The organism is Anabaena sp. 90 (assembly GCF_000312705.1).
GTDB classification, from domain to species: domain Bacteria; phylum Cyanobacteriota; class Cyanobacteriia; order Cyanobacteriales; family Nostocaceae; genus Dolichospermum; species Dolichospermum lemmermannii.
This window is the reverse complement of the sequence record NC_019427.1, coordinates 183,086-207,044: the sequence shown is the minus strand read 5'-3', so window position 1 is coordinate 207,044 and position 23,959 is coordinate 183,086. Positions and strand designations below refer to the sequence as shown.

24 protein-coding genes are annotated in these 23,959 nt (G+C 38.6%); 12 read left to right on the top strand and 12 right to left on the bottom strand.

Annotation, left to right across the window (positions count from 1 at the left end):
* Positions 1 to 238: 238 nt before the first annotated feature.
* The 4 genes from ANA_RS00880 (at position 239) to ANA_RS27240 (ending at position 1,784) form a co-directional block, all read left to right on the top strand.
* Positions 239 to 523 (top strand): hypothetical protein, encoded by a 285-nt coding sequence (locus ANA_RS00880; protein ID WP_015078155.1) that lies wholly within the window; start codon positions 239 to 241, stop codon positions 521 to 523.
* A gap of 357 nt (positions 524 to 880) precedes the next feature.
* On the top strand, positions 881 to 1,369 hold the full coding sequence (locus ANA_RS27245; RefSeq protein ID WP_051155159.1) for a hypothetical protein: 489 nt from the start codon (positions 881 to 883) through the stop codon (positions 1,367 to 1,369).
* 20 nt (positions 1,370 to 1,389) lie between these two features.
* A complete protein-coding gene (locus ANA_RS28065) occupies positions 1,390 to 1,518 on the top strand; it encodes a hypothetical protein (RefSeq protein ID WP_015078153.1) in 129 nt (42 codons plus the stop codon).
* Positions 1,519 to 1,604: 86 nt separating this feature from the next.
* Positions 1,605 to 1,784 carry a hypothetical protein gene (locus ANA_RS27240; RefSeq protein ID WP_015078152.1) on the top strand — a complete coding sequence of 60 codons (180 nt, stop codon included), beginning with the start codon at positions 1,605 to 1,607 and terminating at the stop codon, positions 1,782 to 1,784.
* 741 nt (positions 1,785 to 2,525) lie between these two features.
* On the opposite strand, the gene rpe is transcribed toward ANA_RS27240, so the two are convergent.
* On the bottom strand, positions 2,526 to 3,233 hold the full coding sequence (rpe, locus tag ANA_RS00865) for a ribulose-phosphate 3-epimerase (RefSeq protein WP_015078151.1): 708 nt from the start codon (positions 3,231 to 3,233) through the stop codon (positions 2,526 to 2,528).
* A 117-nt stretch (positions 3,234 to 3,350) separates the two neighbouring features.
* Between rpe and ANA_RS00860 the strand changes: the two genes are divergently transcribed.
* Positions 3,351 to 4,943, top strand: coding sequence for a S8 family serine peptidase (locus ANA_RS00860; RefSeq protein ID WP_015078150.1), 1,593 nt, complete (start codon positions 3,351 to 3,353; stop codon positions 4,941 to 4,943).
* 251 nt (positions 4,944 to 5,194) lie between these two features.
* On the opposite strand, the gene ANA_RS00855 is transcribed toward ANA_RS00860, so the two are convergent.
* From ANA_RS00855 to ANA_RS00845, 3 genes are all read right to left on the bottom strand, one after another.
* The gene (locus ANA_RS00855; protein ID WP_015078149.1) at positions 5,195 to 5,467 is read right to left on the bottom strand and encodes a hypothetical protein; all 273 of its coding nucleotides are present in this window, start codon (positions 5,465 to 5,467) and stop codon (positions 5,195 to 5,197) included.
* A gap of 74 nt (positions 5,468 to 5,541) precedes the next feature.
* Positions 5,542 to 6,588: an ABC transporter permease gene (locus ANA_RS00850; RefSeq protein ID WP_015078148.1), complete on the bottom strand. Its 1,047-nt coding sequence runs from the start codon at positions 6,586 to 6,588 to the stop codon at positions 5,542 to 5,544.
* A gap of 37 nt (positions 6,589 to 6,625) precedes the next feature.
* The gene (locus ANA_RS00845) at positions 6,626 to 7,144 is read right to left on the bottom strand and encodes an adenine phosphoribosyltransferase (RefSeq protein WP_015078147.1); all 519 of its coding nucleotides are present in this window, start codon (positions 7,142 to 7,144) and stop codon (positions 6,626 to 6,628) included.
* A gap of 252 nt (positions 7,145 to 7,396) precedes the next feature.
* On the opposite strand from ANA_RS00845, the gene ANA_RS00840 reads away from it, so the two are divergent.
* From ANA_RS00840 to ANA_RS00830, 3 genes are all read left to right on the top strand, one after another.
* Positions 7,397 to 8,023, top strand: a complete 627-nt coding sequence (locus ANA_RS00840; RefSeq protein ID WP_015078145.1) for a DUF3038 domain-containing protein — start codon at positions 7,397 to 7,399, stop codon at positions 8,021 to 8,023.
* Positions 8,024 to 8,357: 334 nt separating this feature from the next.
* Positions 8,358 to 9,632 (top strand): RNA-guided endonuclease IscB, encoded by a 1,275-nt coding sequence (gene iscB, locus ANA_RS00835; RefSeq protein ID WP_015078144.1) that lies wholly within the window; start codon positions 8,358 to 8,360, stop codon positions 9,630 to 9,632.
* 126 nt (positions 9,633 to 9,758) lie between these two features.
* On the top strand, positions 9,759 to 11,162 hold the full coding sequence (locus ANA_RS00830; RefSeq protein WP_015078143.1) for a DUF4335 domain-containing protein: 1,404 nt from the start codon (positions 9,759 to 9,761) through the stop codon (positions 11,160 to 11,162).
* Positions 11,163 to 11,351: 189 nt separating this feature from the next.
* On the opposite strand, the gene ANA_RS00825 is transcribed toward ANA_RS00830, so the two are convergent.
* The 4 genes from ANA_RS00825 to ANA_RS00810 all read right to left on the bottom strand — a co-directional run bounded on the left by ANA_RS00825 (position 11,352) and on the right by ANA_RS00810 (position 16,147).
* Positions 11,352 to 13,619, bottom strand: a complete 2,268-nt coding sequence (locus ANA_RS00825; RefSeq protein WP_015078142.1) for a transglycosylase domain-containing protein — start codon at positions 13,617 to 13,619, stop codon at positions 11,352 to 11,354.
* 8 nt (positions 13,620 to 13,627) lie between these two features.
* Entirely contained in the window at positions 13,628 to 14,089 is a 462-nt protein-coding gene (gene lspA / locus ANA_RS00820; protein ID WP_015078141.1) for a signal peptidase II, read from the bottom strand.
* 97 nt (positions 14,090 to 14,186) lie between these two features.
* Positions 14,187 to 14,774: a biotin transporter BioY gene (locus tag ANA_RS00815; RefSeq protein ID WP_015078140.1), complete on the bottom strand. Its 588-nt coding sequence runs from the start codon at positions 14,772 to 14,774 to the stop codon at positions 14,187 to 14,189.
* A gap of 176 nt (positions 14,775 to 14,950) precedes the next feature.
* Positions 14,951 to 16,147, bottom strand: coding sequence for a 1-deoxy-D-xylulose-5-phosphate reductoisomerase (locus tag ANA_RS00810; protein ID WP_015078139.1), 1,197 nt, complete (start codon positions 16,145 to 16,147; stop codon positions 14,951 to 14,953).
* A 706-nt stretch (positions 16,148 to 16,853) separates the two neighbouring features.
* Here ANA_RS00810 and ANA_RS28060 point away from each other — a divergent pair.
* The 4 genes from ANA_RS28060 (at position 16,854) to ANA_RS00795 (ending at position 20,210) form a co-directional block, all read left to right on the top strand.
* Positions 16,854 to 16,979 carry a hypothetical protein gene (locus ANA_RS28060; RefSeq protein ID WP_256369513.1) on the top strand — a complete coding sequence of 42 codons (126 nt, stop codon included), beginning with the start codon at positions 16,854 to 16,856 and terminating at the stop codon, positions 16,977 to 16,979.
* A gap of 214 nt (positions 16,980 to 17,193) precedes the next feature.
* The gene (gene gntT, locus ANA_RS00805) at positions 17,194 to 18,558 is read left to right on the top strand and encodes a guanitoxin biosynthesis MATE family efflux transporter GntT (protein ID WP_015078138.1); all 1,365 of its coding nucleotides are present in this window, start codon (positions 17,194 to 17,196) and stop codon (positions 18,556 to 18,558) included.
* 360 nt (positions 18,559 to 18,918) lie between these two features.
* Positions 18,919 to 19,338 (top strand): NUDIX hydrolase, encoded by a 420-nt coding sequence (locus ANA_RS00800; protein WP_015078137.1) that lies wholly within the window; start codon positions 18,919 to 18,921, stop codon positions 19,336 to 19,338.
* A gap of 5 nt (positions 19,339 to 19,343) precedes the next feature.
* Positions 19,344 to 20,210 carry a protein kinase gene (locus ANA_RS00795; RefSeq protein ID WP_015078136.1) on the top strand — a complete coding sequence of 289 codons (867 nt, stop codon included), beginning with the start codon at positions 19,344 to 19,346 and terminating at the stop codon, positions 20,208 to 20,210.
* Positions 20,211 to 20,423: 213 nt separating this feature from the next.
* On the opposite strand, the gene ANA_RS00785 is transcribed toward ANA_RS00795, so the two are convergent.
* From ANA_RS00785 to ANA_RS00770, 4 genes are all read right to left on the bottom strand, one after another.
* Positions 20,424 to 20,786, bottom strand: a complete 363-nt coding sequence (locus ANA_RS00785; protein ID WP_235081910.1) for a DUF2281 domain-containing protein — start codon at positions 20,784 to 20,786, stop codon at positions 20,424 to 20,426.
* Positions 20,787 to 20,848: 62 nt separating this feature from the next.
* Positions 20,849 to 21,085, bottom strand: coding sequence for a hypothetical protein (locus tag ANA_RS00780; RefSeq protein WP_015078134.1), 237 nt, complete (start codon positions 21,083 to 21,085; stop codon positions 20,849 to 20,851).
* Between the two features lie 121 nt (positions 21,086 to 21,206).
* Positions 21,207 to 22,205: an NAD-dependent epimerase/dehydratase family protein gene (locus tag ANA_RS00775; protein WP_015078133.1), complete on the bottom strand. Its 999-nt coding sequence runs from the start codon at positions 22,203 to 22,205 to the stop codon at positions 21,207 to 21,209.
* Positions 22,206 to 22,227: 22 nt separating this feature from the next.
* A complete protein-coding gene (locus ANA_RS00770) occupies positions 22,228 to 23,778 on the bottom strand; it encodes a PfkB family carbohydrate kinase (RefSeq protein WP_015078132.1) in 1,551 nt (516 codons plus the stop codon).
* Between the last annotated feature and the right edge of the window lie 181 nt (positions 23,779 to 23,959).

The window sequence follows — 23,959 nt, the reverse complement described above, 5'->3', positions numbered from 1 at the left end:
CGGTAATTAAATGTGCGTGGTTTGAAACCCTTGTAGAGACGTTCTATAGAACGTCTCTACATTCATTTTCGGAGATGTCTATTGTACAACTATTTTTGTTTAGTTTAGCAGAAATTATCAAATAAATTGTGAAATGATAAGCCAATGTTTGCGGTATTTGTTTAATTTGGCAATTTTAAATATCTGATGTATAATTTAGATATATCTTAGTGAAAATGACTCCATGTAATTAAATGCTATGGAAACAATAACCTTAAATTCTCATGTTGGTCAAGATGGAATATTACATTTAGATATTCCTGTAAATATTATTAATACTGATTTAACCATTACTATTATTTTAAAACCTAGTGATAATTTTCAACAGGACAATAAACAAAAGGGAAAAGGTTGGCCTGCTAATTTTTTTGAAGAAACATCAGGATGTTTAAAAGATACTCCTTTAACTATAGATTCTGAATGTTGGGTTTCGTTTCCTCAACCCAACCTACAAAGACAGGGTTTTATTGTGGATTCATTTTAAATTGTTGTTCTTGAATAGAACGACAAGGACCAACTCTAGCCATATTAGCATTAGGAATAAGTAGGTCGGCGTTAAAGAATCAATCTATGTAACGAAATATAAATTAACGAATACCTTATAAATAGGGTGTTTCACGGTTTTTACAAAACTAAACATATATCGATTTTATTGGGCCGACTTACTTAATACCGATTTTAGTACCATCTATGTCAAAACACTGTTTGACTCCACTAGGAGGTGTGGCTTTTAGTTCAAAACGATAATAACCATTACCATCATTAATTTGTCTAAATTGTTGTTCTTGAATAGGACGACAAGGACCAACTCTTATTAATTAGTCAAGAACAATGTCCAGAAATGGAATGTTTAGATGAAGAACTATATCCTATTAAATCTTTAGAATTATCAGGTTTAGATAATCCAGAAATTCTCAAAAATACCGGATTAAAAAATAAGGATAGTTGGTTAAAATTAATCAAATTATATGAAGGTAATTTAATTTATTTAAAAAGTATTAGTATCCTAATCAATAAAAATTATGATGATCAAGTTGCTGATTTTTTAGCTGAAAATACTTTACATATTACCAATCAAATGCAGTCTCATTTTCAAGAGACATTTCACCACCTATCACCCCAAGAACAAGAAATAGTATTAGAACTAAGTAAATTTGAAAACCCTATTTCCAGAGAAGAATTAAGACAAAGTTTAAATTTATCCTCAGTTGATTTTAATAATGGTTTACAATCCTTACAACAACGGTATTTAATCACGAAAATAAAAGAAGATAGAATTTTGTTTAAATTATCTCCTGTTTTTCATGAATATGTGAGAACTTGTTGTTAATACGAAAATGTTAGCATCAGATGGAGAGCGATCGCATTACCGTCATGGCGCAACAACTCAATAAAATGGGGGCAAAAATCATTACAGGAGTCGAGACAATGCCTAAAAGTATTAGTTATCATACTGAATTAATTAATCTTAACGGGTGACAAAGCGGTTGAAGATGAGATATGGCAATAATTTGAGAAAATAAGGGGGTAAAAAAATAGGGATAAGGAAGCCCCCAAAGCAAAAAATGTTACCACAATCATATCAAACAATTTTCCGAAAGCATTTGAGTGAACAGCAGTATTTGACACTAGAAATATTGTTGTTATTAATACAAATTCTTAAAAACCAAGGATTTAACCCACATTCCGCACCCTTGACTGTCACAAACGGTGATTACGGAGGTAAATTGATGAAAAAGGAGTAAAAAAATACATTTATCTATAAAAAAATAAATTTTAGATAGGAAAGTTGGTTCAAATATATTCTCAATAAGAAGCAATAAAGAATAAGGGTGGTTTCTGGCAAAAAATATAATATAATTTTATTGTTAGTCTAAGTAGGTGAACGGAAAAAAACCGTAGACGCGAAGCGGCTTCTCGAAGAGTAATATGTAACGAAAAGTAAAATCTCCCAAAACCTCTTCTCTGTTCCCTGTTCCCTGTTCCCTTGTCATAACGACAATTTTTAATGCCAACCTACTTACATTAAACATGACAACAGAAACTCCACAAAAGTATCTGTTTTGTATTTTCTCATTTTTCTGTTGAGTCAACACATTTTTTGAGTTTTTTCATCGTAATTGAGGATAAACCTTTCAATGATTTTTAACTAAGTTTTCTATCAAAATAACCTCAGAACCAATAATTTCATACTTAGTCGTAAATATTTAACTGTATCTCTAACTTAATAGTAATCATTCCTATTTAGCTTCAACAAATTCTCTCAGCAGTTAGTTCTTATGTACTAAATACATCCGTTTCCTTGAGGTGTGACAGTTGTGGGTGCGGAATGTGGGATTTAAGCCAGGGATGTCGAAGTTTTATCAGGGAGTAAAATGTGGTAAAGGAGATGAATTAGGTTTATTTAGGGCTTGCTGTAATAAAATAGATCCCCGACTTCTCAAAGAAGTCGGGGATCTGAGTCTTACTTAATCACAAGTATTAAATTAAACAGCAGCTAATTCTGGACTCGGACGCTTACTGTTACGGATATTGGTAATTGCCTCAGCATAATCAGGAGCATTGAATACAGCCGAACCCGCTACAATAGCATTAGCTCCAGCTTCCAAAACTTGCCAAGTATTATTAGCCTTTAGTCCCCCGTCAACTTCAATCCAAGGATCTAAACCGCGTTCATCGCACATTTGACGCAACTTGCGGATTTTAGGAACTACGCTAGGAATAAAGCTTTGACCACCAAAACCGGGGTTAACGCTCATAATTAGCACCAAATCGCACAATTCTAGGACATATTCAATTAACTCCAAAGGTGTACCCGGATTAAGGACAACTCCAGCTTTTTTACCGAGTTCTCTGATTTGTCCCAGAGTACGGTGTAAGTGAGGGGAAGCGTTATGTTCTGCGTGTACGGAAATAATGTCAGCGCCAGCTTTAGCAAAACCTTCTACATACTTTTCTGGTTCCACAATCATCAAGTGGACATCCAGCGGTTTGGTGGTAACTGGACGAATCGCCTCCACAATCAGAGGACCTATTGTAATATTAGGAACAAAACGTCCGTCCATTACATCAACGTGAATCCAATCTGCTCCCGCTTTGTCTACGGCGCGAATATCGTCACCCAGACGGCTAAAATCTGCTGATAGGATAGAAGGAGCGATAACTATAGGCTTTTGAGATGAATTTTGGGTCATGGCTAGTGGGTTTTAAGCGTCTTCGTCTGTAAGTATCGTAACAAAATATGGAGAAATTATTAAAAATTAATTCAAAACTCAAATTTTTCAGAAAACTTCCCCCTCTTCCCTCAAAATATGCACAAAAATTGGATACTTTTTTGGAGTTTAGGTTTTTCTGGCTTGACTTTACCAGTCTTTGCAGGTGTCAAGGTTGGCAATTTTTTAGGTGCTAACGGTATTAATGCGCTGAAACTACATCAAGCTCCTTATAATTTGACTGGGCGGAAAATTGCTATTGGTCAAGTGGAAATTGGTCGTCCGGGGATGTTTGGCTGGGATAAAGCCGTATCTAAAAATCGGGCTGTATCTCCATTTGCAGTGTTTTCACGCAATGTCCCGGCTAAATCAAATGTTGGTGTTGATCCTCATGCCTATAATGTTTCTGGTGTGATGGTAAGTCAAGATAAGGCTTTTCCTGGTGTCGCACCAAACGCTCGACTATATTCTTCTGCTGTCGGATCTACAAAAAAAATCGGTCAACCGGAGGAGTGTTTATCAGCACAACACATTGCATTACAAAACGGTGGTGATGTGCGGGCGATTAATTTTAGTTTTGGTGAACCTCTGGAACGTGATCCCCGACCAGAAGCTATGTTAGATGGTAATGCTTTACTAACATTATGTATTGACTGGTCTAGCCGGGTTCATGATGTTGTATATTCAATTGCTGGCAATCAAGGCAAAGGCGGGATTCCCATTCCTACAGATAATTTTAACGCAATTAATGTGGCTTTTTCCTCAGAACGCGAGGGAATTTTTAATAAAGTTCACGTTTCTAATTTGGCTAGTATTAATCAAGGTATAGAAAATCGTTTAGCTGGGAAAGAATTTAATATTGGGGGGAGAAGTGCAATTAATATAGTTGCTCCTGGGACTAATATTCCTTTAATTAATCCTGATGGTAAGTTAAATAAATCTACAGGTACGAGTTTTGCCGCCCCACAAGTTACGGCTACGGTGGCATTATTACAGGAATTTGTGGATAGACAATTACGAACTAAACAACAAAATTGGACTATTGATGCTCGTCGTCATCAAGTCATGAAAGCAATATTACTCAATTCGGCGGACAAAATAAAGGACAGTGGTGATGGTTTACGGTTGGGAATGACGAGGACTTTAATTGATAAACAAAATCAAGATTGGTTAGCAACGGACGCTTATAAAAATCCTAAAATTCCCCTAGATGCTCAAATGGGAGCAGGTCATTTAAATGCCTTTCGAGCTTATCAACAATTGAATGGTGGTGAATGGAAACCTAATGCAACTGTTCCGCCTATTGGTTGGGATTATGGTATTGTTAATGCTAATTCTTCTAGGGAATATGCTCTACAAAAAGGTTTGAAACAAAATAGTTTTGTGGCTATTACTTTAATTTGGGATCGTTTGGTGGAGTTAAATGATAAAAATAATAATCAGGAATATGATATAGGGGAAACATTTATAGATAAAGGATTAAATAATCTTGATGTTTATTTAGTTAAGGAAAATGGGAAAAATAATGAAGTTGTGGTTTGTGATTCTGTGAGTGAGGTTGATAGTGTGGAACATATTTTTTGTCCAGTTCCTACTAGTGGGAATTATAAAATTCGGGTGCAATTTAAGAAGCAGGTAAATGAATCTACTCAACCTTATGCTTTGGCCTGGTGGACTGTAAGTGAAAAGTGATATACAGCACTTCCCGGTGTTATGAGGTACATATCTAGCGGGCAAGATGCCCGCACTACAAGAGTTTCATGATTCAACTTTGTACCTCATAAGAGCGGAAACCGCTGTAAGTAGTCGGGCAAAATTAATTGAACATTTTAAAAATCCCTAAACCAATTAATTTTGTAGGGGGCCAACCCCCTGTGGTTGCCCCAAATACCGGGGTAGGCACGGGGGCGCTACCCCTACATTAAATCCAAATCTTTTATGCTTTAAATATGCTGTAAAAACTCAACTTCTGGTAATAAAGGATCATTAACAATGCCTACACCAGCAAAACTCCAACGTTTGATCAAACTACCTATTTGGGAACTAGCAAGAGATTCTACAGTCAACCGGCTGGCTAAATCAGCAGCATGAGTATTGAGATAACTCAAAGCCTCGAAATCTTCTTTAAATAATAATAAATATCCTGATGTAGCATCATCAACACGGGCTGTGAGATATTTACCATCTGTTCTTGAACGAATAATATAATAAACCATTTGACAACTAACAACTGACAACTAACAACTGACCACTGACCACTGACCACTAACAACTGACCACTGACAACTAACTAATTCAAATCTTCTAACTTAATTCGAGGATCTGCTGCTTTTAAAATTAAGTCAGCAATTAAATTACCAATAATCAATAATACTGCACTCATTACTAAACTCGCCATTACCAAATATTGGTCTTTAGCTAAAACAGCTTGTAAAGTTAACTTTCCTAAACCCGGCCAGTTAAAGAAATTCTCCGTAATAAATGCACCACCTAACAAACCTGCTAATTCAAAACCCAATAAAGTAATTAACGGATTAATAGCATTTCGCAAAGCATGAACATAAATCACCCGATTTTCTGGAAGTCCTTTAGCGCGAGCAGTTTGAATATAATCTTGGCGTAAAACATCCAATAATTGACCACGCATAATTCGTTGCAAACCCGCAAAACTGGTAATACTTAAAGCAATTAGTGGTAAAACTGAATGCCAAGCGATATCGAGAATTTTACCTAACCATGTCAGGTCTGCATGATTAATACTGGTCATATTACCCACCGGAAAAAGTGGAGTAGTCAGTTGAGCAAAGAATAGTAGAAATAAGACAGTAATAAAACTGGGAATACCTTGACCAGCATAACTGACTATCTGTAAAACTTGGTCAGTTCGGCGATTTTGTTTCACAGCAGCGAGAATACCTAAAGGAATGGCGATCGCCCATGTGATAATTAAAGAAGCGATCGCTAATAACAACGTGGCTGGAACTCGTTCCCATAGCAGCGATGATACAGAACGTTGATAAACAAAACTTGTACCAAAATCACCCCTTGTCAAAATTTGCTTTAACCAAAATCCAAACTGTTGTGGCCAAGATTTATCTAAACCAAATTGTCGCCTAATTTCTTCAATCCGTTCTGGTGAAATTTTCGGATTTTGCCGCAGGGTATCTACATAATCTCCCGGAGACAACTTCATAATAAAAAATGACAAAGCAGACGCTAAAAAAATCGTCAATAGCGCCTGTAAAAGCCGTTTTATCACATAAATAAAAGTTTCATCCGTAACTCGCCTAATTAGCCAGTCTCGACTTATATCCAAGGAAATTTTTGTATTTGTCATTAGTCATTAGTCATTAGTCAGTTGTCAATTATGTTTTCTAATATTGAACCAGTGAGATAATAGGGACATCAGGTAAATGTTTCCGTCCTTGCAAATCCATTAGTTCGATGATAAACCCAAACCCTATCAGTTCACAGTCAATCTTTTGTACCAACTTAGCTGTTGCACTGGCAGTGCCACCAGTAGCAATCAAATCATCCACAATTAAAACTTTGCTACCTGGCACTAAAGCATCCTGATGTACTTCTAATGTATCTGTACCATACTCTAGTTGATATTCAATTGAGTGAACCGCTGCCGGTAATTTCCCTTTTTTCCGAACAGGAATAAAACCAGCACCTAATTTATAAGCAACAGGCGCACCAAAAATGAACCCTCTTGACTCCATACCAATAATATAATCTACTTGAAGTTCAATTTCAGAACATTTTTGTGCTAAAAAATCAATAGTATAACGCAATCCGTCCGGGTCGCTTAATAGAGTAGTGACATCTCGAAATAAAATTCCCGGCTTAGGAAAATCCGGTATATCACGAATCAGAGATTTTAAATCCATATTATTTACGTAAGTAGTTAGTGGTCAATGAAGAAACAAAGGGCAAGAAGCGAAAATTTTCCTAATCTCTGCCAAATCCTACCCTATAATGTCATTGACGATCACCAAGAATTTGAAAATTTAATGTATATGCAAATATTTGGGTAGAAAAACTAAGTAATGTATATAATTGAACTGCCATATCGCGCCAGCAATTAGCGGTGGACGGATAAGTAAATCAGTTTATTGGAAACGTATAAGGTATTTGATAGAATGAACGTCTCTGCTAGTGTCACATCTTTAAACATCCCAAAAGCTCAGGGAATGCCCATGATTTTGGATACTTTACCAGATCCAGCGATCGCTGGTCAGGTATGTCCAGCCAGAACTAGATTGCAAATAGATTTGATGTTACTAGCCATTGAAGCCTTAGAAATAGGCGGTTCTGAAGCCATTTTGTCCTTTGCTGAAGAATTAGACCTCCAAGGGATCATCAAAAATCGGGTAAACTTATGGCGGATGCGAGCATCTAACCCCATGCGGAGAGCGCATAGTCGCCGGCCTTTAGATATTTTAGAAGCCAAAGCGTTAGTAGTTATTGCCTGCTACATTTCTCGACGCTTAACAGTTGTGATCCGCCAACTACTAACCATATATCAACAATTGGCTGAGAAGCAGATTCCCCCAGAACAAAATTTAAGATTAGCTAATTACCTAGAAAGGTTTAGAGCGCATTTTAAAAGTCGGATGAATTCCCGTCGTTCCGGTGTCCTAGCATTAACTTCTAATGAAAAATTAGATGAACTAGCTATAGACTTATTAGGAAAATTACTATTTTGTACAGGTACAGCGGGAATGCAACGGTACTGGATTTCTCTTTTTGACGGTGAGGTAGAATAAATAGAAGTCAGTAACTCAGGGCTAAAGCCACTGAGCTTGTAAGAGTAATCAAGCAAGCTGTACTGACCAGACCACCCTGAGCGTAGTCGTTCGCGAAGCGTCCCGTAGGGTAGGGTAGCCGTTATTTGAGTCAAGACACCGGAGAATGCGACGCCCCTTCGGGGTTCAGCAGTCGCTCATGGGGGAAACCCCCAAGACCGCGCTGCTTCACTAGTTTTCCGCTCTGTCGTTTGTAATTAAACAGTTTTAAAGTCACTGAAACAGTGTTGCAAGCCTAAAAAGCTCAGATAACAAGGTCAAAGCGAACATCACCTGAGCAATCAGAGAGGCAGAAATGTCAAATTACGCATTAGTTCTCGACACAAACAAACAACCTTTAAGCCCTTGTCATCCCTCGGTAGCAAGGAAATTATTAGATTCTGGAAAAGCTGCTTTATTTAGGATGTACCCCTTTACTATCATCTTAAACAAGTCATGCTCAGATATTGTTAACCAAGCAATAGAACTCAAAATAGATCCTGGTTCCAAAACTACGGGCATAGCATTGGTTCAGGGAGAAAAAATCATTTTTGGTGCAGAACTTTCTCATCGAGGAAGTGCAATTAAAGCGTCCCTAGAATCCCGTCGCTCACTCCGCAGGGGGAGACGAAACCGCCATACTCGCTATCGTCAAGCCAGATTTTTGAATAGAACCAGGACAGAAAATTGGTTAGCTCCAAGTTTGCAGCATCGAGTTGAGACTACCTTAACTTGGGTTAACAAACTCATTAAGTTTATTCCCATCACAAGGATATCTCAAGAGCTTGTCAGGTTTGACTTGCAACAAATAGACAATCCAGAAATATCAGGTATTGAATATCAGCAAGGCACTTTGTCCGGGTACGAAGTCCGTGAGTATCTACTTGAGAAATGGCAGAGAAAATGTGCTTACTGTGGGATTGAGAATGTTCCCTTGCAAGTTGAGCATATTCATCCTCAAGCCAGAGGTGGCACTAATCGGATTTCTAATCTTTGTCTTGCTTGCGAGAAGTGCAATATCAAAAAAGGCACTCAGGATATTAAAGACTTCCTGGCTAAGAAACCGGATCTTCTCAAATGTATTCTGGCACAAGCAAAACGACCTTTAAAAGATGCGGCGGCTGTGAACTCTACCCGTTGGGCATTGTTTAGCCGACTTCAAGAAACTGGTTTACCCGTTTTCACTGGTTCTGGTGGTCAAACTAAGTTCAACCGAACTAGATTAAACTTTCCTAAAACTCATTGGCTAGATGCTGCTTGTGTTGGACAAATTGGAGAATTGGAAATTTTAACGAACAAGCCTTTGCTAATCAAAGCAACAGGGCATGGAACTCGTCAAATGTGTCGGACTGACAAGTTTGGTTTTCCATCTCGATATGTGCCGAGAATTAAATTTGTCAAAGGTTTTCAGACCGGTGATATTGTGAAAGCAATTGTTACTACTGGGAAGAAAATCGGTAAATATATTGGTCGTGTTGCAGTTAGAGCAACAGGTTCTTTCAATATTTCTGCATCAAAATTAGTTCAGGGTATTAGTTATAAATACTGCAAAATCATTCACCGCAAAGATGGCTATGATTACGCATTTTAAGATTGACGGGGATTAAAATCCCTTGAGTCGCGGCTGGTGAGCCATGTCGATAGCGTAGCGTGGCGTTAGCCATACTATCCCTCTGGTCCCTAAAGGGACTGAGTTTCCCACTTCCCACGAGGTTTTATGAATATCCAACGTAAATATAGTTTGCCTAATTGTACCCTGCTCCTAGAGGGGTTAAGTGACATGACACAGACTGCTAACTTTCAAGAACTGCGTCCCCAACTATCTATATTAGTGAATGCAGAATGCTATATATCTAGTTATACTCAACCCATTGTTGGTGGCAGGGAATTTTTTGAAAGCTTAGTTAGAGCAGTCAGCGCCTACGCCCAAGAAGTTTTAAGCAATATCCCCAACCCTCAAGTTCAGAATCATAATTCAGAGTTAGTTGAATTACAAAAAATTAACAGCAACAGCCACAGATTAACTGTTCACACTGAAATCACAGGAGACATGGGGGGAAACACCAGCGAAGGACAACCCATTCAAATTGTCCTGAACACAGTCCAATTATTTGATTTAGTTGAAGCCGTAGATCAGTTTTTTGCTGACAGCCAGACTTTACCAGAATTATCCCTAGAACTACACCCAGTTAATCGCAGTTATAGTGGTTCAAATCAAACCTTACTCAAACAGGCAATCCCGGCTACCATGGGCGTATCCAGTCTAGCCGTAGCTGCATTGGCTTTTAGCTTAATTCCTGCACCTCAAGTCAGTCCACCTCAAGTCAACCCAGAGGTTGAGTCCAGCACTTCTATTCCCACGCCCACAGTAGCAGTAACCCCTACAACTACACCCACAACTACACCCACAACATCAGCAACCCCTACCGCAGTTCAAGATTTAGAAACACTTTTAAAGACAGTTCCAGAAATAAAAGATCCATCTCAATTACGGGCATTAAATCGCCAAGTTTATAACCAAATTCATCCAGCTTGGGTAAATCGCTCAGAATTGCCAGAGGATTTAGTCTATCGTTTAGGTGTCGCCGCCGATGGTAGTATCGTTGGTTATAAAGCAGTCAATCAGAAAGCTAGTGACGCAATAGATAAAACACCACTACCTAAACTGCTCCATAATCCTGCTAATCGCGTCCCGAATGAACCTATTGCTCAATTCAAAGTCGTATTTACCCAAAAAAGGTTTTTAGAAATTAGTCCCTGGCTAGGATACGCCAAAACACCAGAAGTAACTGGCAAAAAAATTACTGACACCAGTAAAATCACAGATCTAAATCAAAAGCTGTATAGTACAATTCGTCAAAATTGGAGTGTGACTCCCACCTTTGCCAGCAACTTGAAATATCGAGTAGCGGTGAATAAAGAAGGTGTGATTGCTGACTATGAACCACTCAACCAAGTTGCTTTTGACTACTTCCGGGAGACACCTTTACCCCAGATGTTCCAATCAGTTTATGGCTCAAATGTAGCTGCACCCGACAATAAAGAAGCACTAGCTCATTTTCGAGTAGTCTTTACCCCTAAAGGTGAATTAGAAGTCAAACCTTGGAAGGGATATAAGTAATTAAAAATGCAAAATTAAAAATTAAAAAATAAGAATCCAATTTTTTAATTTTTAATTATTAATTTTTAATTATTTAGTAATTTTCCCCATATAGTCAAACCTTGGAAGGGATATAAGTAATTAAAAATGCAAAATTAAAAATTAAAAAATAAGAATCCAATTTTTTAGTTTTTAATTATTAATTTTTAATTATTTAGTAATTTTCCCCATATAATTACCCCAAAGTTGTGCCGCTTGGGCGCTGCTGCCAGATGTAGGGGAATTATTATCATTTCCTAGCCAAATGCCGGTGACAAGTTGACGACTGGGAATAAAACCAATGAACCAGAGATCAACATTATTATTCGTTGTCCCGGTTTTACCTGCTTCCCCTAAACCAATAGCGGCGCTACGACCTGTACCATTAGTAATTACTCCCCGCATCAAAGTAGTCATTTGATTGGCAACTTCTTTTTTGATAACTCGTTTGTTACCATTTGGATCGGTATCGAAAGAGTAAATTACCCGACAGGTTTGTAGATCTTTAAGATCCTTACAATCACTACTGTCTCGAATTTTACTAATAGCATGAGGAGGATTCCACACTCCACGATTGCTAATTGCTCCAAATGCCCCGGTCATTTCTAAAACATTAACGACACTTTGACCTAATATCAAGCCTGGAACTGCCTCCAGATCAGATTTCACACCCAACCGCTGCGCCATATCTACTACTTTATTCAAGCCAATTTCTTTTGCTACCCGCAAAGCAATGGGGTTTTCTGAAAGTGCCAAGCCAGTTGCTATATCTAAACTACCACCAGCGCCAGACCGGCAGGGTCTATAAGTAAAACCTTGCCAAGTTAAAGGACTACAAGAATAACTTCTATATGGGGAAATCCCTTTTTCCATGGCCGCAGTGTAAGCAAAAATTTTAAACGTAGAACCTGGCTGACGTTGGGCTTGCACAGAGCGATTGAACTGGCTTTTTCTGTAATCAGTCCCTCCTACCATCGCGACAATACCCCCAGTTTTCGCGTTGAGAGTCACCATTCCCCCTTGGGAAAAACCAAAATTCGAGCCGTCTTTGGTGATGGAATTTTTTAACTCTGTTTCCGCTTTGGCTTGGATAGCTGGATCAAGTTGGGTTTCAATGATATAGTTACCTTCTCTTGCTGCTGCCGGACCTAGTCTTAATGTCAGTTCTTGAAAGACGTAATCATAAAAATAGGGCGCAATGGTTTTGGCTTGTCTTTCACAAACTTTAGGGCTAATTTGGACGGTAGAACGACGGGCGCGGTTGGCTTCTTCTTGGGTGATTTTACCCATTTCCAGCAGTCGCTTAATGACTCGATTCCGATAATCGGCTGCTCCGAGTTTCCGCGGACCACTGCCACAAAAATCAAAGGCATTGGGAGCAGGTAAAATCCCTACTAAGGTTGCTGCTTCGGCCAGAGTTAATTCTTTGGCTGATTTGTTGAAATAATATTTAGCTGCATCTTCAAAACCGGAAGTATCTGCGCCTAAAAAGACTCGATTTAAGTAAGTTAGTAAAATATCATCTTTACTGTAAAAAGTTTCTAACTTGAGGGAGACGACAGCTTCTTTTACTTTCCGTCCTAAAGAGTCTTGACTACCTACATATTCACGGAATAAACTCCGAGCTACTTGCTGGGTAACTGTACTTGCTCCCTGTTGGACATCGCCGCTACGACTGTTAATCAGTACGGCTCGCAACACACCCAAGGGATCTACCCCAAAGTGCCAATAATAACGACTGTCCTCGGAAGCTACAACAGCAGAGGCCAAATATGGTCCAAAGTCAGATATTTTTTTCAGGTCTGTGTGAGCGATATTTCGCGGCTCACGCAGTGGGGTTGAGCCATCACGGGCATAAACAACCACAGGGGCTTTAGTCGCTGTAGGTAAGGGTCTGACAGAAAATTTCATCCATTCTACACCTATGGACAAGGCAATCAAAACTGTAACACCACCGATCCCATAGGCTGTCCAAGTAGCAGCTTTCACATACCAATCTGGTGGGTCTATGTATTGCACACTCACAGAAGCAGCTAGTTCAGGGGGTCCCAAGGTAATAACATCACCATGACGCAGTTCTAGAGCATTTATCCGCCTTTTCCCCAGATAAATACCGTTGGTGGAGTTTTCATCCTTGATCGTGAAAGCGGGAGTGTTTTGGGTGGAATCCCGCGAGAGTGAGAGGTGAATTGCGCTGACAACTTGGTTACGGACGACGAAATCACAAGATTTAGAACTACGTCCGAGAATATGGCGATCGCCTAACAGATTATGTTCTTCCCTTGTATTTGCCCCGGCATCATGTACTAACAGTTTTGGTACTTTAGCGTTGGGTTTGAGCTTTATGGAAGAACTTACTCTAGCTTGAATAGTACTTACTGCTTGAGTCACTTGACCAAGTAGAGTTGTTGGTTTTTGAGGAGGTTGGGGGGAACTCATAAAAAATTTTAATTACTTGGTGTTTGTTGCCATGAAGCAATTAACAGACAGACAATGCCAATACTAATAAAAGAATCAGCCAAATTAAATACGGCAAAATTAATTAATCGAAAATCGAGAAAATCAACGACGTACCCTAAGGCAAATCTATCAATACCATTGCCCATTGCTCCTCCTAAAATCAAACCATAACCCAATTGCTCCCAAAAACTTAACAATGGTCCCGATAATGCAATGGTCATTAATACTAAACTTACACCTAAAGATAGCCACCGTAACCACTCTACCTTGCCACTTAATAAACTAAAAGCTGCACCTGTATTAGTAACATAAGTGAAATGAAATATCCCCCGGAGTAAGGGCAGTGTTTGTCCTGGGTTAAAGGTTTGCACTACCCAGTATTTTGTCAATTGGTCTAATAAAAATGCTATCAAAGCAGCAATCCAGAAGAAGCGATTTTTTATCCGCATAATAAATTTGTCAGTTGTTCTTTGTTAGTTGTCAGTTGTTCTTCTTTGCTACTGACCAATGACCAATAACCAATGACCAATGACCAATGGCCAATGACTAATAAAACATTATATGTCGTAGCAGATAAGCTACTATGGTGACAGCACAAACAACTACTAGTTGCCCTGGTAGTGCAAAGCAGGAGTATTTGAGGATAGCTTGAATTAGGGATAAATTTTCTGTTCCTTTCCAAGGCAGAATATAACTAATAATTAAATAAGCAATACCGCAGATGTGAACAGTGAATAAGCCACAAAAACAACTAAAAGCCAGAGTTTCTAGCCGAGGTCTAGCTTTAAAGGCTAAATAACCACAAATCCAAGCTCCGGGAATAAAACCCAACAAATAGCCAAACTGAGATAGCTTAACATAACCGATACCGCCGCCTTCGGCAAATACTGGCAGTAAGGTTAATCCCATGACTAAATAGGCAATTTGCGAGAGCGCACCAGCATTTTGACCTCCTAAACAGCCTACTAACAGCACTGCACCAATTTGATAGCTGACACCTAATGAAAAGGTCCCAATTCCGTGCTGACTCCAGTTCCAAGGTGCGGTAATACCATAGGCTTCTAGAAAAGTACCACCCATTGTGAGGAGCAAGCCTATCATAGACCATAGCAGTTGATTTGACGCAGCAAACATTTATTAGGTGCAAGGGTTAATTAACGGTAGACGAAAAGCTAAAAATTACAACTACAAAACTATATTGGCATTTTTTTGATAAACAATAAGGTGTATCTCTAGAGTAACCCAAGAAAATAGATAAAATATAATCCTACACTAATCCTATTCGGTACAGTGTAGGATTATGCTAACTTTTAACCAACAGAAATTATCTGTGGTTGAGTTGCTACCTTTTTCATAGCTGTGAAAACTTCTTGTCTAGCCCATTTATCAGCATTTAAAATGTCATCTAAAGAGGGATTTTGTGTGTTATCATTTTGATGGCGATCGCAGACAAATTCAATACAGCGAGCAATATCCAAATAGTGAATTTTCTCTTCTAAAAATAACGCCACAGCTTGTTCATTAGCCGCATTCAACACCGCCGGCATAGAACCACCAGCCTTACCCGCAGCATAAGCCAAACCCATACAAGGATATTTGTGATGATCTGGTTCACGGAAAGTTAAATCACCAGATTTAACTAAATTCAATCTTTCCCAATTAGTGTAAATTCGCTCCGGCCAAGATAAAGCATAAAGCAAAGGTAAACGCATATCTGGCCAACCAAGTTGAGCTAAAACAGACGTATCTTGTAATTCTATTAACGAGTGAATAATACTTTGAGGATGAATGACAATTTCGATGTTATCGTAATCTACTCCAAATAAATAATGAGCTTCAATTACTTCTAAACCCTTATTCATCAAAGTTGCCGAATCTACCGTGATTTTTCGCCCCATTGACCAGTTAGGATGTTTAATAGCATCAGCAACCTTTACCTCTGGTAACTTTTCCACAGGCCAATCTCGAAAAGCACCACCGGAAGCAGTAAGTAATATTTTCCGTAAACCATCTTTAGGAACACCTTGCAAACATTGAAAAATAGCAGAATGTTCGGAATCTGCTGGTAATAGTTTCACCCCGTGTTTTTTCACCAAAGGTAACACCACAGGAGCGCCAGCAATGATAGTTTCTTTATTGGCTAAAGCAATATCTTTCCCCGCTTCAATAGCTGCAATGGTCGGTAATAAGCCAGCACAACCAACAATACCAGTAACTACTGTTTGAGAATCGCCATAACGAGCAACTTCTATGACTCCCGCTTCCCCAGCCAGTAAAATGGGCTGAGGATTTAAGTCTTTAATGGCTTCTTTGAGTTCCGGTAACTTTTCAGCAGCAGAAATGGCGGCAATTTGGGGACGAAACTGGCGAATTTGCGCCGCGAATAGCTCCACATTCCGTCCAGCGGACAATCCAACGATGCGGAATTTATCGGGGTGTTCAGAGACGATATCTAAGGTTTGCGTCCCAATTGAGCCAGTAGAACCCAGTAAAGTAATAGCTTTCACAATTTTTTAAGCATTAACAGATAATTTCAACTATAAATGGCTTGGGACTCGTTGATAAGAGCAATTCCGACAATCAATTAACTCCAATCAAAACTTTTGCTATTTTGGCCATAAATGCGTAACATTACATAAACTACCCCATCTTACTTCGTTGAAGATGGGGTTTCTACATCCCCATCAGTAAGTTGAGATTTTTGACGTGGGGTACATCAAATGTTCCAAAAAAGTATAGAAGAACTAATGCGATTTAGCCGCTATCGTTTGAAGGATTACATCAAAGGGCAAAGAGCTATGGAGCTTGCCTTATCTACCTTCTAGCTATCTTGTCCTCCTGTCAGGGAAATTGTAGAGGCTATCAAATTGGTGGATCTTACAGTTCCTCAACAGTCTATTTAGTTTGAATGCTCAAAAAGTTAGTTTGAATGGGAACTAGCTTTATACCAAATAGATTTTCCTACACCAATTTCCAGTATGCTAGATATGAAACCAGAAACCCAACTAACCAGATTTATGGAAAACCAGATTTATGGGGAAAAAGATTGTTACTAGGACTTACGCACTGTACAAATTAACCATGATGTGCATGAACGAAAATCCGTCGTTTCAGGCTTTTGGCGATTAACAATCCCCTGTTTTACCAGAAACATCAACCCCAAATGGCAATAACGGGGGGCAAATAGATTCTGTTGAGGATGGCACACCAGCTATGGTAACACCAGAACCAGCAGAGGAAGTTGTTAACAACGCGTTACAGAGCGCGTTTGTTGGGAATGGCACACAGCTAGATCCAGTTTCAGGAGAACCACTGCTTCAAGGTAGTAATAATGGGTAGATAAGTGGCTCTGTTGATAATTTAATACCGGATACTGAAATACCAGAACCTGCACTCCTAAGTGTTAATTATGGGCAAGAAAATACCTTTGTTGACAATTCTACTGCTGATGAGGACTTAAGAATCGAGGAACTCAAGCGGGTAACAAATTCGTCTATATCTCGACTCAACTCGGTCTAAAATCCAACCAGTAAGCTAAATACTGAATTAACTCATGAACTTAACACGAACAGAACAGTATGACTTTCTCCCTCGTTTCTACCGTCTTGCGATCGCTAATATTCTTTCAAACCTGATGATTCCTCTAGCGGGTTTAATCAGTGTAGCTTTTTTGGGTCATCTGCAAGAAATTGATGCCTTAGCAGGGGTTTGCATAGCTAATATCTTGTTTAACCTCGTCTATTTGATTCTTGAGTTCTTACGTATGGGAACCACTGGGTTAACCGCTCAAGCTGTGGGAGCAGATGATCAAGAGGCTGCACTGCTAGTGGGACTACGCAATGGCTTAATCGCCTTGGGATTAGGTATCGTACTGTTAATTTTGCAGTATCCTTTGCGAGAGGTAGGTTTTTCGCTCTTGAGTGCTGATATTGATGTTAAAGCTGCCGGCATTGACTATTTCAATGCTCGCATTTGGGGAGCGCCTGCTGTTTTACTGAACTTCGTTCTCATTGGTTGGTTACTGGGACGAGAGGAGAATAGTAAGGTTGTGGTACTTTCAGTTATTGGCAATGCAGCCAATATAATTTTAAACTACTTATTTATTATTCAATGGGGTTGGAATAGTGTAGGGGCTGGAGTATCTCAAGCATCTAGCCAATACTTAATGTTGTTTATCGGCATCCTCTTAGCTAGTCGGAAAGTTCAGTGGCAAGAAATCCGCGCAGTTAGCCCACAAATCATGGATTTTTCAGAGTTGAAAACTATGTTGGCTCTCAATAGAGATATCTTGATTAGAACTATAAGTGAGATGTCTGTCTTTACTATTTTTAGTAATCTGAGTGCCATGATGGGAACGATACTCTTTACCCAAAATTCTTTATTAGGACAGATAACACATCTAAATGTTTACTTAACTAACGGAATGGGATTTGCTACCGAAACCTTAAGCGGAAACTTGAAAGGTAAAGATTCAAAAGAGAAATTGTTACCCTTGCTGAAAGTTTCAGTTGCCAGCAGCTTATTGATAGGACTCACTGTAGCTACAATTTGTGTTTTCTTTCCCCAGGCTGTCTTTGGCATATTAACCAACCATACGGAAATTACTGAACATATTGATACCTATATTTGGTGTTTATGCTTCATACTTATATTCAATTCTGTTGCCTCAATGCTGGAAGGATATTTCTTAGGATTAGCAGAAGGGAAAATTGTTCGTAATGTCAGTTTGATCTCTGCTACTTTGGGATTTATCCCATCAGCTATAGCAGCTTGGTATTTTCACAACAACTATCTTTTGTGGCTATCCATTATATTATTTATGTTTGCCAAAATGGTGACAATGCTAGTGTATTTACCAAAATCTTTGAGTAGTGATACTGAAGTTAATGCAGTTTCTCTGACAACTGTTGAAAATTAAATCGGCTTAAAGAGGGAAGTGAGTTATACCAATTTTATGTAAGGCTGCACAGAATCATGAAATCCATTAATTCATCCGTATTTATCTGCATACCCTATGGCTGATGCCTCCGGCACGCTACCGCGAACGCCACGCAAGCTACGGGAAGCCGCTAACGCGGTTACATCTGCGTTTATCTGCGGTCAATTATTCTTGAAATCTTATTCTATGCAGTTTCATCTTAATTTGGTATTAGTGAGTTAATTACCACTTGCTGTCCTTCTTTTTGACCTTTGATGAAAACATTAAAGAATAAAGATTATTTTTCTAATTTTAGTTCTTGATCATATAATAATTAAAGTTTATTAAATTAGAGTTAAAATGAGAGAAGCGCCAGGGGCTGACATAATTATTCTCAACAGTCAGCAGCAAGTTTTACTTGTACTTCGAGATAATAAAAGCTCTATTCCTTTTCCTAACACTTGGGCATTCCTGGGAGGATATATAGAGAAAAATGAATCTGCAGAAGCAGCTATTCGCCGAGAATTAGTTGAAGAAATGGAACTGGAATTAGGCGAAATTAAATTCTTTAAGTCTTATTTTTGGCAAGAATGTGATGAACACATTTTTTGGACTCGGCTGGATTTAGATATTTCTCAAATAACCCTACACGAAGGACAAAAATTAGCCTATTTTAGTCGAGAGGAAATTAATCAGCTTGAATTTGCCTCTCACTATGATCAAATTCTGGCTGAGTTTTTTGATTTCTTAGCAATTAGTTTAAAATTAAGTATTGGTTAAAGCTAATGAAAAATTCAATTGCAGAAAATTTAAAGAATACACTACCAACAAATATCGCTCAGGGATTGGAAAGTGCTTTAGCTTATTTACCTGGAGGTAAAACAGCAACAATAGAAAAACCCCAATCAGAAGGATTATTTAATCATATCTTATTGATTACAACAGCCACAGATCGCTGCGTTTTTCGTGCCAGACGGGATATTTCCACTGAAGCTGGTGATGCTTATATGCAGTATATGTATGAAGCCACTGGCTTTATCCAAAATGGCGGTTCTTTTAAACTCAGAAATATTGGAGATGAAGTTGATTTTATCAAACGGGCATTAGCTGTCGGCTTACCAGTTCCTAAATTAATCCATGCAGATCAAGATTGGATGCTGATTGAATATGTAACAGGGAAAACTTTGTTGGAATTTCTAGAAACTGGAGAAGTCAAATTTTTGCCGAAGGTTCTACAAGAAATGAATTTAGCTCACAGACAGGGAATTATTTATGCTGATCGCTGGACTGGGAATGAAATGATTGATACCCAGGGAAATGTGCGAATGATTGATTTTGATATTGAATGGTTTTATCAAGGAGGTAATGATGGTACTCTGGAAGCATTAGAAATGGCATGGACTATTTTTAATGCCATGAGAGTAACTAGCAAACGAGATGAATTATTAACAATAGTAGAAACGGAAGTTTTACCATCATTAAAAGCATGGGGTTATGAAATCTCCAAAATGAAACAATTTATTGAAGGTTTATGCAAGTTTTATCTTGACCCCAATAAGCCCGGTAATCAATGGTCTTTACCAAAAAGTTTGTATGTGGCAATGGCTAAACCAGCGAATCGCTTGATTGCGATGTTTACTGAAGCTGATTAAGGGACTTCCAATTAAAAAAATACCCAAAAATTTCTTGTGGTGCGGGACGAATTGCCCGCTAATCATCAAGGACGGGCAGGATGACCATCCCACAAAATTGGGTAATTTATTTTTTGGTGTTCCCTAATCGCAGAATAATGCGTGGCATAATTCACCAACCAGCTACGCAACTGCGTATATGGCGGCTGAGTGGCGTAAATAATTAAATTGCTATCAATCAGCATTGTCTCTCCCGAATAAATTGCGATCTTGACGTTGTTCACGCTGCCAAACAACTGGATCAGCAATTTCTGCAAAAGGATTTAACGCCACCGCCTGCGTCAATGCTTGCGCCAAACCTTCGCGCCTTGCTTGGTTTGAAGTGATAGGCGTTTTTTCTCGTGCTTTTTGTTCTAAGTAAACAGCATAATTCAGTAACTCCGCTTGCGATGATATCGGTAGAGCGGCAGCATGGTGTTGAATTTGTTGCAAAATAGGGTTCATAGCTAGTATGTTAATTTTGTGTGTTTTGGAGCGATTTCCTGGGAAATTATTGGTGTTACCGTAGTTTACACCGAAAGCATCTGTTCCAGGCACTTTCTCATAAAAATATGCGACACATTTTGTGCATGAAGTCTTATGGGATAAGGGATTCAGAATTAACACACTACTATAGGACTCCCTGGTAATTGATCAAATTGAATGGGTGGAATCTGCTGCTGATCAAATTTATCAGAGAGTGCTTTTCGGGTGCTTTGCTTAATTCGAGAATGGTTCTGTAAGTTGAGACTTAATAGCCAAAATCCTTCTTCAATTAATCCTCTATGTACTTCATCAAAGGTATTTTCTCCTTCATAAAAAGCGACAACACCGGGTTCTACATTGATCGCTAACATACGATCTCTTGTAGAAGGATTTATACTTAAAAACAGGTCTTTTCCCAACCTTAACGTTACACATTATCTGTAGGGTTAAACGGCCTGTTCCCTCCCTACAGATGATTGTTTGGGGTAAGTTTTACCGGAAATTAATTTCTTTCATTACTTTCACGTTATAGTAACGAGTATCTGTGAGAGAATTGGGAATCTGATTAGCTTTAAATGCTGAAGCTAAATCTTCGATCGCTTCCTTTATAGTATGTGCAGGGACAAATCCCAGTTCTTGCTTAATTTTTTCTGAAGAAATATGGTATGAACGCAGATCGTCGGTGGGTGTAGTCATAATTTCTACAGATTCTCCCACTACTTGACGGGTCATCTCGGCAATTTCCATCAAGGTATGATTTTCATAGCCAGCGTTAAATATTTTACCGTCAATCGCTTCATCTGACCATTGTAGAGATTTTAGATACAGATCGGTCATATCTTCAATATGGATATTGGGACGTTTTTGCTGACCACCAAAAACTGTAATTTTACCATTATTAATTGCGTGGTTAGTGAGAATATTCACCACTAAATCTAGTCGCTGACGGGGGGAATAACCGCAGACTGTAGCAGGACGCAAAACTAAGGTAACAAAACCTGGTTCTCGTTTACTCAATAAGACTTCTTCGCATAAAGCCTTATAACGAGAATAGTCTGTTAAAGGCATTAAGGGTAAGTCTTCTGTGACATTTTCTATTTCTTTGATGCCGTAAACACTGGAGGAAGAAGCATAAATAAACCGCTTCACTCCGGCATCTTTGGCAACGTCTACTAAGTCAAAAAAGGCATCATAATTAATCGAACGGCCTAAGTCTGGATCTAATTCAAAGCTGGGATCGTTGGAAATACAAGCTAAATGAATGACAGCATCACATCCTGGCATGATTTTTTCTAGAAGTTGGCGATCGCGGATATCGCCTTCAATCTCTTCTAAATGAGGATGATCTTTAACGGCATTTAATACATCTTTGCCATAAAGATACAAGTCTATTACCTTAACTCCATATCCAGCTTGCAGAAGTTTAGGAACTAAAATAGCTCCTACATAACCAGCACCACCGGTCACTAAAACTTGTTGAATTGGATTCATTGATTTACTCCTTAATTATCTTTTAAAATGTGGAAATTGTTTTAGCAAACTTTAATAAGCGTCCCTTGTCTACAGGCTTTTCATTTCCTAAAACATTGGCAGCGATCGCTCCGGCCAAATTTCCTAAAAATGATCCTAACTGCACAGGCAAATCTAACTTAGCACTCAAACTGGCTAGGGCAAAAAAGGCATCTCCAGCCCCGGTGGTATCTTTGACTTGTTGTGTCATGGCCGGAGTAATTTCCATCTCTCCATGAGTATTAATTCCCAAAGAACCAGCAGATCCTAAAGTTAACCAACCTTGTTGCGCCCCTAAATGATATTGCAACCGTTTTAGTAACTCTTCTCGATTACCATAACGATTAGAAAATGCCAGACGAATTTCCTGTTCATCTACACAAAATGTATCGGCTCGCTTATATTTACTAATTAGGTTATAACCGTAATTAGCACTATTAGTTTGACAGTTTAAGGCTAAAAATGGTGCTTGTGATTGAATTAATTCAATTGCTTCAGCATCAATTAATCCATGACCATAATCCGCCAAAACCACTAAATCGCAGTTTTTTAACAGTTTTTCCCAAGCATCTAAAAGTTTTTCTCGTTCTTGGGGTGCTAGTCCTTCTTCGTCTATGGAATTAATCGCAAATAATTGGGTATAACCCTTGGTTTTCCCTTGTTGTTCAATATAACGACACTTTGTTACTGTAGAATATTTTTCTACACAATGTAAATTAAGATGCAGCGTACCATCAACATGATTAGCAATCAAATGATGTACATCTGGTTCATCACCAATGGTACTAGCTAGGGTGACAGATTTGGCAAAACTACTGAGATGGTTAGCGATCGCAAAAACTCCCCCCAAATGTTGTTCTTTTTTCACAAAGCGGGTTGATGGCGCTCTTCCTTTTGAGGTTAATCCCTGAACTGTACAGTGAACAAACTCATCAATAATAATATCCCCCAACACCAAAACATTGAGATCCTGCATTGCTTCTATCGCATTTCTAATATCCTCAAAAGCATATTGTTGACTAAAATCATTGGCATAACGTTTTAATTCTGGAGGGATAACATCAAGATAATTATTAATCAGTCGTGTAGAGCTAAAAGTAATTTCTTGAGTATAGCGAATGTCACCTCCGTAAGCTCTTACTTGAGCGATTTCTTTATCAATATTGTGGGTTACATCTTTCTCTGTTTCCGCATATTCATCTCCCTTGCAGTAAATATGAGGACGCACTTTCTCAATTACTTCCAAAGCTGTGACGGCGGGAGTTAAAATTACATAATCAACACAAGCTAAAGCAGCTATAGAATTAACACGCAACTCATCAGAAAATATTGGTCTTCCTGGTCCTCGGTTAATATAAGGAGTAGCAGTTAGGGAAATTACTAATAAGTCTCCCATTGCTTTAGCCGCTTGTAAATGAGCAATGTGTCCGGGATGTAGTAAGTCAAATACCCCATTACAGAGAACGATTTTCCGTCCTTTTTGATGGTAGACAGTGAATACTTCTGCACAAGTTTCAAAGTCAATAATTTTTTCTCTATATATTTCTAATTGCATCTTTATTTCATTGCTAATCTTGGTACAAAAGTTCACAGAAAAATCGAACAATTCAGAACTAGAACATCATTATTTACTTGATGATTCTAGGTTTAGATATCTGACAATTTTTGAAGAAAGAGGTCTACAATTCTAGTTCTTGTCACATATATTTAATATGCAATCATTAAATCTTGTTGTT

Excerpts from the sequence above, each read along its gene's own strand:
- ANA_RS28060 (WP_256369513.1), top strand. The coding sequence starts at position 16,854 with ATGGTAACACCAGAACCAGCAGAGGAAGTTGTTAACAACGCGTTACAG.
- ANA_RS00830 (WP_015078143.1), top strand. The coding sequence starts at position 9,759 with ATGAATATCCAACGTAAATATAGTTTGCCTAATTGTACCCTGCTCCTA.
- ANA_RS00770 (WP_015078132.1), bottom strand. The coding sequence starts at position 23,778 with ATGCAATTAGAAATATATAGAGAAAAAATTATTGACTTTGAAACTTGT.
- rpe (WP_015078151.1), bottom strand. The coding sequence starts at position 3,233 with ATGACCCAAAATTCATCTCAAAAGCCTATAGTTATCGCTCCTTCTATC.
- ANA_RS00815 (WP_015078140.1), bottom strand. The coding sequence starts at position 14,774 with ATGTTTGCTGCGTCAAATCAACTGCTATGGTCTATGATAGGCTTGCTC.
- ANA_RS00880 (WP_015078155.1), top strand. The coding sequence starts at position 239 with ATGGAAACAATAACCTTAAATTCTCATGTTGGTCAAGATGGAATATTA.
- ANA_RS00860 (WP_015078150.1), top strand. The coding sequence starts at position 3,351 with ATGCACAAAAATTGGATACTTTTTTGGAGTTTAGGTTTTTCTGGCTTG.
- ANA_RS00850 (WP_015078148.1), bottom strand. The coding sequence starts at position 6,588 with ATGACAAATACAAAAATTTCCTTGGATATAAGTCGAGACTGGCTAATT.
- ANA_RS00855 (WP_015078149.1), bottom strand. The coding sequence starts at position 5,467 with ATGGTTTATTATATTATTCGTTCAAGAACAGATGGTAAATATCTCACA.
- ANA_RS27245 (WP_051155159.1), top strand. The coding sequence starts at position 881 with ATGGAATGTTTAGATGAAGAACTATATCCTATTAAATCTTTAGAATTA.
- ANA_RS00845 (WP_015078147.1), bottom strand. The coding sequence starts at position 7,144 with ATGGATTTAAAATCTCTGATTCGTGATATACCGGATTTTCCTAAGCCG.
- ANA_RS27240 (WP_015078152.1), top strand. The coding sequence starts at position 1,605 with ATGTTACCACAATCATATCAAACAATTTTCCGAAAGCATTTGAGTGAA.
- ANA_RS00800 (WP_015078137.1), top strand. The coding sequence starts at position 18,919 with ATGAGAGAAGCGCCAGGGGCTGACATAATTATTCTCAACAGTCAGCAG.
- ANA_RS00780 (WP_015078134.1), bottom strand. The coding sequence starts at position 21,085 with ATGTTAGCGATCAATGTAGAACCCGGTGTTGTCGCTTTTTATGAAGGA.
- ANA_RS00840 (WP_015078145.1), top strand. The coding sequence starts at position 7,397 with ATGAACGTCTCTGCTAGTGTCACATCTTTAAACATCCCAAAAGCTCAG.
- ANA_RS00825 (WP_015078142.1), bottom strand. The coding sequence starts at position 13,619 with ATGAGTTCCCCCCAACCTCCTCAAAAACCAACAACTCTACTTGGTCAA.
- ANA_RS00775 (WP_015078133.1), bottom strand. The coding sequence starts at position 22,205 with ATGAATCCAATTCAACAAGTTTTAGTGACCGGTGGTGCTGGTTATGTA.
- gntT (WP_015078138.1), top strand. The coding sequence starts at position 17,194 with ATGAACTTAACACGAACAGAACAGTATGACTTTCTCCCTCGTTTCTAC.
- iscB (WP_015078144.1), top strand. The coding sequence starts at position 8,358 with ATGTCAAATTACGCATTAGTTCTCGACACAAACAAACAACCTTTAAGC.
- lspA (WP_015078141.1), bottom strand. The coding sequence starts at position 14,089 with ATGCGGATAAAAAATCGCTTCTTCTGGATTGCTGCTTTGATAGCATTT.
- ANA_RS00795 (WP_015078136.1), top strand. The coding sequence starts at position 19,344 with ATGAAAAATTCAATTGCAGAAAATTTAAAGAATACACTACCAACAAAT.
- ANA_RS28065 (WP_015078153.1), top strand. The coding sequence starts at position 1,390 with ATGGAGAGCGATCGCATTACCGTCATGGCGCAACAACTCAATAAAATG.